We start from the raw sequence: 13,804 nt of genomic DNA on the forward strand, positions 1-13,804 counted from the left end.
TGGTATTTGAGCAGCTACACGGAGTAAGTATCATGCTGCAAGGGATGATCAAGTGGTACTTAAGTGATAAAATTACACCCTGATTTTTAAACTTAAAGACCTGTAAATGAAAATAACAATGGAAAACCTTGTAAGATTTGCAGCTTTAGCAAGCGTTACAAGTTTTATAACCGGTTTTAGCTCTGGATATCCTTATGTCCAACTTATTGAAGTTTTGATGATTCCTGTCTGGCTTCACCAGGACCACAAAATAATAATTGAATTTTATAAAAAACACATCAGAAAAAAGTCATAACTTACATAAAGTTACTTGTACATCCAGAAGATAATTCTTTTAAAGTAAAAATAAATCACAGATTAATAGCAGGCCATAAAGGCCTACTATTTTTTTTAATAAATTCTTTGCCTTATAATTCAGAAAGCGGTACCGCAGAATCCTCCACTGCCTACAGCTACCCCTCTCACCTCAATGTACCAGTACCCAGTATCATTAGCTGTTGGATAGTCAAACGTCATGGTAAGGGCTCTACCCATAGGTGACATTGATATTTCATTTACCGGTTCGCCAGGTCCAAATATTTTTTGCAATGGCATATTTGGTGCAAAACTACCAGATGCGTACTTGATGTCGTTAGGCACGGTCATAATTTTCAGTGAAGCTATGGATGGCATTGAAGGGTTACCACTTCGAAATGTTTCTGTTAATGCCAAGTCCGTCCCGATTGAGTTTTTATATCCAGTCCACTTAACTAACCCGTTTCCAACTGTACCCCCCACGCACCGCAACGTGATTTCAATAATCCCTGTGTCGAAATAATCTGTGTCGTTATTAAACATCATGCCATATAGAGTCTTAGGCAAGGGGAAAATAGCACCATTCAACTTTATTGCTGAAGGAGGACCGCCGGCCTCATTATTTCCTTTATGAGGCACCGTCTGACGATAAACCTCATCAGTACCTCTTAAAACCTGGTTTCCTGAATAATCATTTTGCGCTACTGAAAGGGCGACGGGGCGGACCGTGATGCCCTGAATGAACACATCGTTTGTACTCCCAACATCCTCTCTGGTCTGGAATGTAATCGTCTTCCATCCTCTACCAATAAGGCTTCCTACAATTCGTGGTAACCCGCTTAATTTCCCTCCAGCTCTGTCCCTCATCGAAAGCTGAAAAGACTGACCAGATCTGGTGTCGATGTAACGCGAACTTCTCGGGTTTACATCGTTATAATACGGGGGGTAAACACTACCGTGAACCTGCTCCGAAGTCATGCCGCATACTACATCAAGGTCCGACCACTGCCCTATCACATCTACTTCAGCAGCATCAGCATCAAGGTAAAATGAAAATGATATTCTTGTCGGAGTGCCTGCAACCATTCGCCCAACAATCTTCTGAAGAATGAATGATCCATCGTTATATAGAGTTTCGAAGCTACCGAGTGCGTCGTAAAAACCAACAGTATCACTTTGCATTGAAGGCCAGAAAAATGTTTCTTGTGAAAGTGGTTTATACGCAGAAAGCACACCGCCAGCAAGAATAAACCCGGCTACCGCTTCGCCAAGCTTTGAATATCCGGCTGAGTTGAGGTGAGTCCCATCTGCTTCTACAGCTCCCTGAGGAATATAATAAAGCACTTCGTTTGCATTCATATAAGCGCAGCCAAATACCGTAGCCATACTCTTTGCTTGCTGAGCGAATTTCTGAAAAAGTGGATCAGTTCTCCCGGTACCGCCCGATGCGCAAGCCATGATTACAACACCGCATCCCCAGTCAATGTAACGGCGAATAAGCAACTCCATATACTGCATGTATTCTTCATGGGTGCTATTGATAGGGTCTGCATCATTTATGCCATACATCAGAAATACAACATCTGCGTTCGGATTAGTTGTCCAGTATTCGTAACCTTCTTTTGCAGTATGTCCGCTAACCCCTTGGTTAACTACCGATACAGGTATGCCTGATACGTAATTCATAAACACCCCAAGTCGCGCCGGGTACTCAATACTCGCGTGAGTGATGGTGGGGTTGACTATGGCATCAGCACCTGTTGGCGGGACGACATCTGTGGAGGTTGTGTCCATGCCGGCTGTAATAGAATCGCCCTGACATACGATCTTGACGCTTTGCTTTGTGCGACATTTATACTGGAACTGAGCAAGAAACTTTATGTTTCGTTCACGGTATTGCGCACTGAGAACATCCTCAAGTTTTTTCTGTACTGTTCCCCCTAGCGTGGTGCCTACCATGCCCGCGCCGGTAGGTTTTGCCAGTTCTATCATCACGTCAGAGGCAGACCCTGATTCTGGCAAAACCGGAATAGGGTCACCTGAATTGTTGAATGCCAGCAGTTTATTGCGACGCAGATCCAGCGAAGGTACTAACCCAACGGATGCCTCTGGAACGCGCAGTACCCGGGCTAAAGATACGCTTTCTAAATACTTTTTAGTCACTGCGTCCTGCGCATTTACCGGATCTGCCAGTTTCTCAATACGATAACCCTCTGCATCAAAGGGACCACCGAACAACGGGCGGCGAAGAGCCAACCCGAGATAAATAAAGGCGCGCTGAATCGCCATCCAGAGGCGGTCAAAATCCTTATTAACCGTGTCAGCCAACAGGTCGCCGTTATCCTGATAATCGGTCAGCCTGTACGTTGGCACTACCCGTTCCAGCATCACAACCGATCCGCTGGCTGGCGGGGTGATAAAAATCACATCCCCGCCGCCGATATTCCCTACCCCGGACACCGTGTACCCGCTAGTAATAACGGTGCCGTTAATTGTGACCTGAATATCACCGGAGTTGATGATATAGAACTCGAAGGGAAAAACGGTGGTCAGGCCGTTGGCGTTATAAATTATATATGGAGTCTGGTTCGGTACCGACATGATGCGAAACCTCTGGCAAGTTAGTAATCGACGTCGACCAGATGATCTCCGTCACTTAACTGCCAATCTTCGCGCGTATGTCCGGTCGGAATCCCGACCACTTTCCCGATGCGAACTGGGGTCTGACTTATTGCTCCCGCGCCGGAGTCGATAAAGTCATCTGGCTGGCTGGTCAGTGCGGGGTTAAAGTCGCGCATCTGGTCATAGACAGGACCGTCTAGCACGTCGGTGTGAGCCCACAGGAACCGCGAGGACAGCGGCGCTTCAAACGCATCGAGGATGCGTTTCTGCTTGTTGGTGATACTGAACTCTTCCCGGACGCCGCAGCCCGTCCCCTTGAGCGCCTGACGCAGTAATTTACCCGCGAAGCTGCCCGGGCCGTTTACTTCGACACAAACCACAGGGATCTGATATTTGAGCACCAGCTCTCTGATCTGCGCTACTTGCCCGCCGGTGATTTTGTCGTTATCGTCGAACTCTGCCAGCTCCCCGGTAAGCTCCTGGCAGATATGCCAGTACAAATGCCCTCTGGCATCCGTAAGCATCAGAGAGAATGCAGAGGCGTCAGCTTTAACCTTGCCAGTGGCCACGTCCCACCAGGCAACAGCACCAACGATTTGCACGTTACCCAGCCACAGCGAAGCCGTACGGTTCGCATAGCGAATTTGTGGATGAATGTTGTATTCCCGGATGCGCTCAGGGTCGAGGCGAACGTCTCCGACGGGTTTACTGTGCAGCTGATACTGGCTATCCCACTCGTTAATCGTGCGTGTTTCTTTACGGCGGTTCTCCATTTCTTCACGGGTGAACCGTTCAGGCCAGGCGCAGTCTGCATAAAAATCGATAACCGTGTCCGGTGCGTCCGCAAACTCAACGCCGTCGGCGGTCAGCTTATAATCCACGTTTTCGACCAACAGCCGCGCCGCCTTGTGGATGCCAGCAAAAACATAATCCGGGCGAAAAGGCACTGCGTAGCGCAGCTGCGAGGCCTCTTTCGCTTCAATGCGCTTTTCTTTATCAAATAACCGGATGGTAAGACAGTCGGCGCCCATAGACTCCACCTCATCATAAAGGCTGTCATGCGTGTGCGGTGTACCGATATAAAGTTTGCGCCCGCCGGGGATCAGGATGTGGGTTTGCTCTCCCAGGCGATAGCGCAGCTTTTCGCGTGCCTCCGGAGTCTGGATATTACGTGGTACCTCTACGTCGTCGTTCTGGCATTCGTTGGCGCGCGCTGAGGTTACGTTAGACAGGATGCCTTTTGCGTACATGCTGCCGTTACGTAAATCCAGCGCACCATTAACCCACCATTGCTCAACGGTTCCCTGCCCGTCAGGAAGCATGCCTTTGGTCAGCGGATGGTTACGCAGGACGTTCTGAGTGTCACGGCTGGTTTTATACGCGGTTCCGTCTGATTCAGACTGATGCAGAATGCGGTACTGGCGATCACAGTAATACCGCCAGGCGTTATAGACAGCGAGGATCGTTGATTTACCGAAACCACGGAAACAGCGAAGCACCGCGAGATTCCCGCGATGCTCCAGCCAGTGGCAGGCCTGATAGTGGCAGTCCGGAACGTCCCAGTTCATTCGCTCCGCCCACATTAAGAAGAAGGCGAGGAACGAAATCATTTTTTCCCTTTCTGCAGGCGCTCAATAATGGCGGCCGCCTCTCGCTCAGCTTTTGAAACCTGCTGGCCCAGCGCAAAGGCTTCATCATCCTGACCGGGATTATCGGATGGCGTACCGCCGCGCGTTTGCATGCCAATCAGGGAGTGAACCTTAATCAGCAGCGTCAGCGATGCGGCTGCGTTCTTCTTATCCCAGTAGCGATCGCCACGTTCATCCTTGGTCAGTTCGCTCGGTTTCTTTCCCGCCCCCGGCCAGTTTTCCGGATCGGCTTCTTCGAGCACCACATCGGTGAGTTTATCACTCAGTGCGGTAAGGCGTGTTTTGTAATCCTGATGCATAAAAAAGCCCCGTAGTGAATACAGGGCTATGATGGCGTGGGTTTAAGGTCGGAATCCCGACCGATTAATACCCCCTTGCTGTTTGGTTATATTCCTCTACAACGCGGTTTGCTTTTTGAATCGCATCGTCCTGGGATTCCTGAATACGTTTCATATCGTTACCAGCGTTTTCGGTATAATCCTTCGCATTTTGGATATACCTTTCAACCTCACTTTTATACGCTTGCATTGAATATTCATTGCGATCATAAGGAGGTGTCGGCTCCGAATCCGAAAACTCAGGATAACCACTAAAGCCTAGATTCGAGCCACCAAATACCGTAGCACTCGCGACAGTTGAGTAGGCCAGAATAAACCCAGTTAACATAAAAGAAAGTTTGCGCATTTTTATCACCGTATTTTGTTTTACCGGATATTGCTACTTATTTCATACCGGGATCAACCTGATTTATCAGCGGTGCTATCCAGAAAAGATTATTACCCGGCAGCAGCGTACGCACGTTATGCAGCACCCGGTCGCCAGCATCGCCGTTAAGCACGCCAGCTGTCACATCGGTAATGGTATCGAGCAGGCCGAACGTTGGACCAAGCGCAGAGCCGATAAAACCACGGCTGGCATAACGTGACTGCGTTCCGGTACCGAGCAGTGCACCCAGCCCCACCATACCGCCGGAGGCTTTTTCTGCCATGTTGTTATATTCCATCAGCGGGCCGAGAATACCTGAACGGTCGATACCCTCAATGGCCAGTTTCTGAGGCGACCAGTCAACCTCTTTACCATTTGCAGACTGTTTCAGCGCGTACGTCAGTGCGCCGAGGCCAATCTGGAAAGCAGTACCGTAATAAAACTGACCGGTTCCCTCCTGCAGGCCGCCCAGCGTTGCACGGTTGTAGGACGCGGTAGCGAACGATTTAAACTGGAAGATAGTTTTACCCAGCGGCGTGCTGGCCCACAGTGGTGTATCGCCGATCCCTGGTGTGATAACGGTATTGTTTACGTCTTTGAGCACCGCCGACTGGAAGACACCAGCCACATGCTGATCGTCCCATTTTTCAAAATTGCCGATATGCCAACCATTGATTACCTCGCCGTGCTTTTCGAATTCGCTGCGGATACGCGCGGCAATATTGTCGTTAATGCCGAGCTTGGCAAGGCGACGGCCAGTGAACGCGCCGGACAAAATGCCGTCGGAGGTGATCATGCCATTTACCGATTTGTTCATATCGTCGAAGTGGCCCATCAGCGTGAGCTTACCGAACGCATCGGTGACGCGCTCCATGCCCGCTTCTACCGCCGTGGTTCGTGCGGAACTGTCCACCAGGTCCCCCATCGTACGCGCACGGGTATGGAGTATGGTCTCCAGCCCGACGGCCATTTTTAACTGTTCGGCGCGGCTGGCCTTGAATGCCGGCGACCGGGTTATCAGCGCAGAGTAACCGCGCATGGTATTGCCAAACCCGTTAACCATCACACCACGCGCGAGATCAGGAATAGCGGAAACGGTCATACCGCCCAGCTTGGTGACAAAGTTAGCGCTGCGAAGGAACGCACCAGCGCGTACGAAAAATGATGATGGATCGTCCGGCATGCCGTAGGTACCCGCCAGGCGGTCGCGCAGCGCTGTGATGTCGCGAATATCGTTATCGCGGGCTTTCGCCAGCTTCGCCTGGTCTTTGGGGTTCTGGCGCATCAGCGCATCGTATTCATCCTGAATATCCTTGAGCTGCTTTTCCAGCGATTTGTTACCGAATGCGCGCGTCAGCTCAACCTCTGCTGACGCCTCGCGGATATGACGCTGCAGCACATAATTGGCGTCGCTCTCCAGATAATCTTTCATCAGGCGATCGGGAACGCTGAGCGTACGCGACCGGGTGCTGCCAGCCGCTTTCACCATAAAGACGTTCGCAAAATCCTGCGGTATTTTTGCGCCGACAATTTTATTGATCGTGGCATCAGCCGTAATTTCAGCCTCTTCGCGGGACATGGTTTTCTCACCGCGAGACCACCAGTCGACCAGCATGTCGCGGAATTTATCACGCTCGTTGACGATCTTGCCGACTTTGTACACGCGGGGGAAATAACTTTCCTGGCCGATGGCTTTCAGTTCCTCGTCAGGCGGCAACAGGCCAAGCTTTTGCTGCGCCACTTTCACCCGGTTAACCACGGTGCGCATTGCCTGTGCCGCTTCCTGCACCACCGGATTAGCATGCACATCGCCGCTGCGCATGGCGTTGCCAACTTCCTCACGGAACTGTGAAAAGCTCAGGTCACCGCCAGCCGCTTTGTACTGGCTGTAGGCCTGCTTGTTCGTCACTACGACGGCAGCCTCTTCACGACGCCACCCGCGCACGCGGGTTTCTGCCGCGACGGGCGTCTCGATACCCCGGGCATTACCCTGCAGGGTGTAGTTATTCTCCGCCAGCTCCAGCGCCGTACGGCGGGAGGTTTTCGACGGTGACTCCATAAGACGGGTAAACGGCGTCAGATAACTGCCCGCCTTACGTGCCAGTTTACCAACCGGGCCGCCAGCTGCCGGAGTGAGATCCTCGAGCGTTGCCTCACTGATTCTCGCCGCGCCGACGCTACCACCTTCGGGGAGCGATGCAGCAGCAGCGGTGTCCGTCGCTGACGTGATACTCATATTATCGAGCGCATCAGCCACTTCGCGCGTGGCAGCAGTGCGAACAGAGGGTGACAGCGCTGCGCCGGCTGCAGCAAATACACCGCTCATCAACGCACCGGCTGCCACGTGGGAAGCACTTTCGCCCCATGTGCGGGTGATCTGCTGGTTATTCAGGACAACCTCGCTCGCTGCTGTTGCAGCTGCACCGATTGCAGCCTGCGACGCGATACGGGCAACCGCGCCGCCCTGCGCACCGGGGATAAACATGGAAGCTACGGTGACAGGGTCTACCACTCCGGCTGCAATGCTGGCGAGGACACCTTCGCCGCCCGCCTCGGAAAGTACCCTGCGGTCCTCGTTTTCGTCGTCAATCTGTTGTTTCAGCCAGGCGGTCTCCTCCGGCGATCGGGAATCAGCAAACGCCGAGCCCCACTGTTCGTACCCGTGCAGCTCGGTTTTATCCGCATAAGGGTTATAACCCTCTACCGGCTCAAACTGTTTGGCCGGGCGGAACATTTCGCCAAGCAGGTTATTCTGACGAAATGCAGCGCCCCACACAGACGGCTCATCCTGTTGAGGCTCGGGGTTGGTGCCTTCAGGTAAAGGCACATCAAATCCGGTAGGTGCTGCCAGGACATTACCCGCCGGAGTGAATCCGTTATTCAGTTCTTCAGGAGTGGCGTATACCGGCATTATTCAGTGCTCCACGAAAAGTAATTTTTAACCCTGTCCATGCGCTCGTTATGCAGGCGCTTGTACTGCTCATCGAGCGCACGGTGTTTATCTTTGAACCCGCGAATATCCTGACCGCGTTGCAGCTCATTGCGATCATGTTCTTCGCGCTCTTCCTGCATTTTTTTGTATGGCGCCCACTCTTCCAGTGACGGTTTCCAGCGCATCGGCCTGCCGTAAGAATCGTAGAACGGTTGTACCGCCTCGATACCATCCTTATCTTTTGTTCGCACCATGATGGCGTAATCGCCATTGCGGGCCGTCAGCACATCAGGGGTAATTTCCAGATCGCCGCCAATACGCGACCCCGGCGTTTTGCTGGTAACCGGCGCGGCACTACCTGAGGTGATACCCAGCTGAGCCGGGCTGGTGGTTATTTCGCCCTTGCGCTCGCCATACATCAGGCTTTCTTTTTCTTCTTTCCACTGCGCCGCCTGCCACCCCGATGGGCCGTAGTTATAGAGTGCCTCCGGCGCGTATTTCATAAGTTTTGCGTCGCCGTTAACCTCGCTGATACTCCATGTGCGGGCGATCTGCTGGTTGGTCATTTTCTTCGCCGCATCAGCATTGCCGCCAGTGGTGCGGTAATTGATGTCGTACAGAGACTGATAATCGTTGCGGAACCGCGCAGCCTCCGGCGTCTGGTCGTCAGCGGAAGGATTTCCCCAGCTAAAGAAGCCCGACATGCTGCTCACCGCAGAATCCATCGCTTTGCCGCGGTCTTTTTTGTACTCCTTGGTGCTCTGGGTTGATGCCAGTTGCGCTTTGAGTGCATCGGTCTGGTTGTAGGTCAGATTCTGCGCCTGTTCGATAGCGGTTTCGGACGCCATGCCAGAATCGGTAAGCTGTTTAACGGTGAGATAAAATCCCTGCATATCCTTTGGCATGTCGCCAACAGATGCGGGATCCGTGTCATAGAGGCGATTAAATAACTCTGCTCCCTGACGGACCGCCTCAGGACTGCGCGCGCGGGATATCGCCGATAACTGGGTGGTTACCTGCGAAGGGACGATCCCGGTCTGGGCCACCTGCTGCACAATCCCGTCATGGGTGGTGGCGTCGTTAATCCGGAAGTTTTGCGCCGTTGGCGTGGCGTCGGCGGCTTTTTGCATGGATTTGTTGGTAGGGTCAAGTTTCTCGCCCATAGACAGCGCTTCGTTAAAACGACGGGTATCACGCTGCGCCTGTATCGCTTCATTGCTTTTCTGCACCAGCGCGCCGAGCTTGCCATACGCATCGAGCTTGAGCGCATAATCAGGATCATTTGCCTGAGGTTTTAGCTTTGCGATTTCTGCCTGTTGCTGTTCCGGGGACACGTACTGAATCGCCTGGAAGGTTTTGGCATTGTTGATCGCGATGTCGAGCTGCTTAACGGCTTTTGCCCCCTGCTCGCCGTACGCAAACATAATTGATGCTTTATCGGGCATCGCGTCAGGCACTTCCCCGTTGTACAGCTGCACCATCGTATTGTTCAGAATCGGGTCAATTTTCTCGCGCAGCGCCGTACGCTGCTCCCGGATTTTTGACTCGGCAATGTTATCGATTTTGTTGACAGAAACAGGATCGAGGCCTGTTTTGTTTTTACGGTAGCGGGCCAGCCATCCGCGAGTTTCAGCGGGCAGCTTACTGATAAACTCAGACTCAGAAATCTCACCCTTGCGCGGGTCGCCCACTTTGTCGATCAGTTTGTCAACGTTACCCATACCCCAGTTATAAGCGGCACCGGCCAGAGTCTCGGAGCCATATTTACCGTAAAGCTGGTTTGCATAGTCGCTGGCAAGTATCGCATTCTGCTGTTCGTCGGCAGGGTTGTATTCCACGCCGCGTTTAGCCGCCAGCTCTTTACCCGTGTCCGGCATAAGCTGGTATTTACCCTGCGCGCCGGCGAGCGAGGTAATCACACTGCCGTCGGCGTTAAAATGCTTACCTCCGGATTCAACAATCCCGATGGCGCGCATATCCAGCGCACCGATGTCTTTCACGGGAAAATCGCCATTTAACCAGCCCTGAGGATTGGTTACCGCATAGTTCTGGGCTCGCTGATCCATAGCGCGTAAGTTGGCCTCAGAAACAGCCTGGTCTATTTGCTCCTGTGACCACCCCTGCGCCTGGCCATACAATGAAATTGAGTGCTGCCGGGCGCTGCGAATCAATGCGGCAGCCTGCGGATCGTCAAACGCCCCCGCTTCCTGTTCAACGGACGATTTAACTGTCGCGTCGAGCTGCTGGCGCTGCGCCTGTTCTGTCTGGCTACGCTCAAAGCTGTTATAAGTGCTGGCTCGGCGGATCTGACCCGCTTTCCACTGCGCGTCAAAATACTGCAGCTGGCTCTGCGGTACGCGTTTACGGGCCTCTTCATAGTCGGAAGAGTCCTGCTTATCCATGTCCAGACCAACGCCGGAAGACTTGAACCCCTGCCGGGTTACCAGCGCGCCGGTCTCCGGGTTTTCCCAGCGGTCACTGGATTTCGCATCAAGATCGGTAAGGATAGCCTGGGTTGCCGCCACATCCGCTTTATCCTGCGTGCGCTGTACCTCATCAGCAGTCTGACCTAAAGCCGCCCCCAGACCTGCGACTGCGTTACCTATTTGCCCGACATTGCTGACACTGACGCGGGTAGGATTCGCCTGCGGCGTAACGTTACCAAAATTACCCGTTGGAATTCTCACGGTTATTTACTCCCTGCTTTTTTCCAGCCGTTATATGCGGTACCGCCCGCGCTAAGCACAGAACTACCCGCGCTGATGTAGCCAGATGTTGAAGCGTTACGGCCAGAGATACGGTCAGCGGACGCCTGAGAATTCAGTCTGGCGCTCTGGTTCGTACCGTTCAGAATGGTCTGGTAAGCATCCTGCTCAGCATCGCCAACGATATCGGACTGAATACGCAGCGCTGTGCCTTCCCCCGTGTCCACACCAGACCCGGCAAGAGAAGCTCGCGCTGCAGCTGCCTGTGCCCGTCCAGCTTTACGGATGCGATCGGCTTCCACCCGTGCAGCTGCTTGTGCAGCCTCGGCATCAGCTTCCGCCTGTGCAGCCTGATAGTTGGACATTTTCTTTTGCTGCTGCCCGCTATAAACCGCGCCACCGGCGGCAAGCACGGATGCGCCAATAGCCGCAATTTCCACGCCAGTACACATTTTTAAACCTCCATTGAATACAGCAGGCCGGAACGTTTCAGACCAAGACGGGAATACATTTCGCCGGTGCGTTCTTCATGTACGCCAGTGGTTATACCCATGTTTATGAGCGCGGCGCCGTGTTCTTTCGCCCAGGTGATAAAAGCTTTAGCGAGACGCGGGCCCGCAGTGCCGCCGCGATGCTCCGGAGCGACAAAGAGCCCATACTCAAAGGCCATCAGCTGGTGACTGAACCACTGCTCAGCAATGCCACCAGCCATCCAGCCGATGACTACCCCCTCTTTTTCGGCCACCAGCACACACCCTGCGGGCGACGCGATAACGCTTCGGGCAAGCTCTGCACACTTTTCTTCATCGAATGGTGAGTTTTGCGAGTACCGGGATTCGATATACATCCGCGCGCCCAGCTCGATCAGCGCCGGGACATCCCCGGCTGTTGCGTTACGTACCATGTCAGCCCCCGTTACTGGTGAATGTGAAAATAATTGCAAGAAGATGGAATGGCAGCGGCTGGCGCTGCTGGATAAGCAGAGTGTCTTCCCCGCGCTCCCAGCCGAGTTTTCCCCAGTAGTGATCGCCGGTGAATAATGGGGCGGGCTGGTTGAGGATTTTTGGTCCGAAACGGCGGAACGGAATAACCTGGCCGTTGCACTCCGCGCCAGTCGTTTCGAGGAAACGCATAGTCACTTCGCTGGTGCGTTTTCTCGCGTTCTGGGTGGTACCTTCGGTAGTGGAAACCTCCGGCGATAGCGTTTCGATCGTGCTTTCGAAGTGCAGGCCGATCTCAACGCTTTTAGCCTTACGTGACAGGGTGATTTGACCAGAGGAAACGGTGTACTGCGGCATAACTGCACCATCGGCCACCACATCAACCGTCTGCCCCTCAAGATGCGAAAGCCCCGACCATGTCGTAGCACCATCGCCGCCGCTGAACCCTGTAATGGCTGAATCCGTATAGAGTTTGCTGTCGAACACCTCGACATAACGTACGGTCTGGCCGTCTATCTCGCGACGGACGATCGCATAAACTACATCGTCAGCTTCCGATGGGATGGTCGCCAGCGACTCAAACGCGCCATCTGTGACCTGTCGTGACCATGCAATTACATCCTGACCTCGGTCAATAGCCATCGTGACCGCAGCGCCATCAGCCCGGACCATCCAGATAAACGCATCCGGCTGTTGCTGGTATGCCATATCCAGCACGCCGCCAGCGGTGATGTGCTCGGCCAGCACCGTCATGTCGTTGGCTGAATAGGAAACAAAGCTGTCCGGGTCGTACGCTACCGCGTAGAGTTTGCGGCCAGCGCGCTGCACAAACATGATTTCGGTACCAACGCGCACCGGGCGGATCCCGTTGCAGCCGTACGGACTTGGATTTTTCACCGAAATATTGGTCGGTGTTATGGCCGCATCGTTGCCGGAGGTGATCGTAAACTCGCCGCCGTAGGTCAGCGCAATCAGGGTATTCATTTGCGCCAGATGCACAATTGGGTTGAGCTGGTCTGAAGACAGCGTGAAGCTGATCGCATCATCATCCTCGGTACCAATCTCAAAGGACAGATAAACGCCCGTTTCGCTCCACCAGATTGTTTGCGGATATTTTGGCGAACCCGCCAGGACAAGGCGCTGCTGGTATAGCGTCACCGCGCCGGGGTACCCAAATTCATCGGTCCAGACTGTGTCCTCGCGCGTCCATGATCCTGGCGATGCCGCCTGCGTTGCCGTCAGGTCGCTGCGAATGGTACCGACGGCAATCTGAGCACTGGTGATGCTTTTAATCAGCACCAGACCGCCGTTAAGGCGAACGTAGGAACCCACATCCTGAGCAACCCAGCCCGCGCCAGTGAATGGTGGATTTGGGGTGTCTCCCGGTTCCGCATCGCTCAGGGTCAGCGTAATTTCAGAGCCCACGAACTCTTTGACGGAGGGCTTACACCATTTCTGCGGTGTATCGCGCACCTCGTCGAATGGCTCAACGATGAACGGTGCGGGTTCAAGCACCCAGTCGGTTTGGCCGCGTCTCTGGAGGCGGTGAGGCTTCACAGACTGATGAACCAGAAACATGGTGTCAGCGCCCTGGACATAATTCACAGCGGGCAGCATATCGGCGGTGTATGGGCTGGCGATTTCATAAGGTGTATTGTCGCCGTTAACCAGCTGCTTACCGTTCTGATAAATACGCATGTAGCCGTCGCCGAACTCCAGCATGTAAGCCTGAGACCGGTTGAACACGTAGGGAATAAGACGTGATTTTTTATTGCCGAATTTCGTGGCCGCCGCAAAGCGGGTACCAGGTCTGCGGACAACACCACCCTGCACGACCACTACCGCGTTTTCGATAATCTTCGCGCCGTTGGCGTAGCGGGCAATATCAACACGGCCCATCAGACGAGGGGAAACTTCGCCAGCTGTAAAATTGGTTTTTATAAGGTTCGCGCGCAT

General features: G+C 53.5%; 9 protein-coding genes. All 9 read right to left on the reverse strand.

The window, feature by feature from the left end; translation table 11 throughout:
* Positions 1–414: 414 nt before the first annotated feature.
* On the reverse strand, positions 415–2,895 hold the full coding sequence (locus ACWKXT_RS07925; protein ID WP_454532112.1) for a phage tail fiber domain-containing protein: 2,481 nt from the start codon (positions 2,893–2,895) through the stop codon (positions 415–417).
* Positions 2,896–2,915: 20 nt separating this feature from the next.
* A complete protein-coding gene (terL, locus tag ACWKXT_RS07930; RefSeq protein ID WP_454532113.1) occupies positions 2,916–4,526 on the reverse strand; it encodes a phage terminase large subunit in 1,611 nt (536 codons plus the stop codon).
* A complete protein-coding gene (locus tag ACWKXT_RS07935; RefSeq protein WP_047359753.1) occupies positions 4,523–4,864 on the reverse strand; it encodes a hypothetical protein in 342 nt (113 codons plus the stop codon). The genes terL and ACWKXT_RS07935 overlap by 4 nt, the downstream gene beginning before the upstream one ends.
* Positions 4,865–4,928: 64 nt before the next feature.
* On the reverse strand, positions 4,929–5,249 hold the full coding sequence (locus tag ACWKXT_RS07940) for a hypothetical protein (RefSeq protein WP_022647164.1): 321 nt from the start codon (positions 5,247–5,249) through the stop codon (positions 4,929–4,931).
* Positions 5,250–5,286: 37 nt separating this feature from the next.
* Complete coding sequence (locus tag ACWKXT_RS07945; protein WP_454532114.1) at positions 5,287–8,181, reverse strand: hypothetical protein; 2,895 nt, start codon at positions 8,179–8,181, stop codon at positions 5,287–5,289.
* Positions 8,181–10,889 carry a transglycosylase SLT domain-containing protein gene (locus tag ACWKXT_RS07950; protein ID WP_454532115.1) on the reverse strand — a complete coding sequence of 903 codons (2,709 nt, stop codon included), beginning with the start codon at positions 10,887–10,889 and terminating at the stop codon, positions 8,181–8,183. Before ACWKXT_RS07950 ends, ACWKXT_RS07945 begins: the two co-directional genes overlap by 1 nt.
* A 2-nt stretch (positions 10,890–10,891) precedes the next feature.
* A complete protein-coding gene (locus tag ACWKXT_RS07955; RefSeq protein ID WP_023305517.1) occupies positions 10,892–11,359 on the reverse strand; it encodes a hypothetical protein in 468 nt (155 codons plus the stop codon).
* Positions 11,360–11,361: 2 nt separating this feature from the next.
* Positions 11,362–11,811 carry an N-acetyltransferase family protein gene (locus ACWKXT_RS07960; RefSeq protein ID WP_454532116.1) on the reverse strand — a complete coding sequence of 150 codons (450 nt, stop codon included), beginning with the start codon at positions 11,809–11,811 and terminating at the stop codon, positions 11,362–11,364.
* A gap of 1 nt (position 11,812) precedes the next feature.
* Entirely contained in the window at positions 11,813–13,804 is a 1,992-nt protein-coding gene (locus tag ACWKXT_RS07965) for a hypothetical protein (protein ID WP_454532117.1), read from the reverse strand.

The organism is Enterobacter sp. UPMP701, assembly GCF_053709515.1.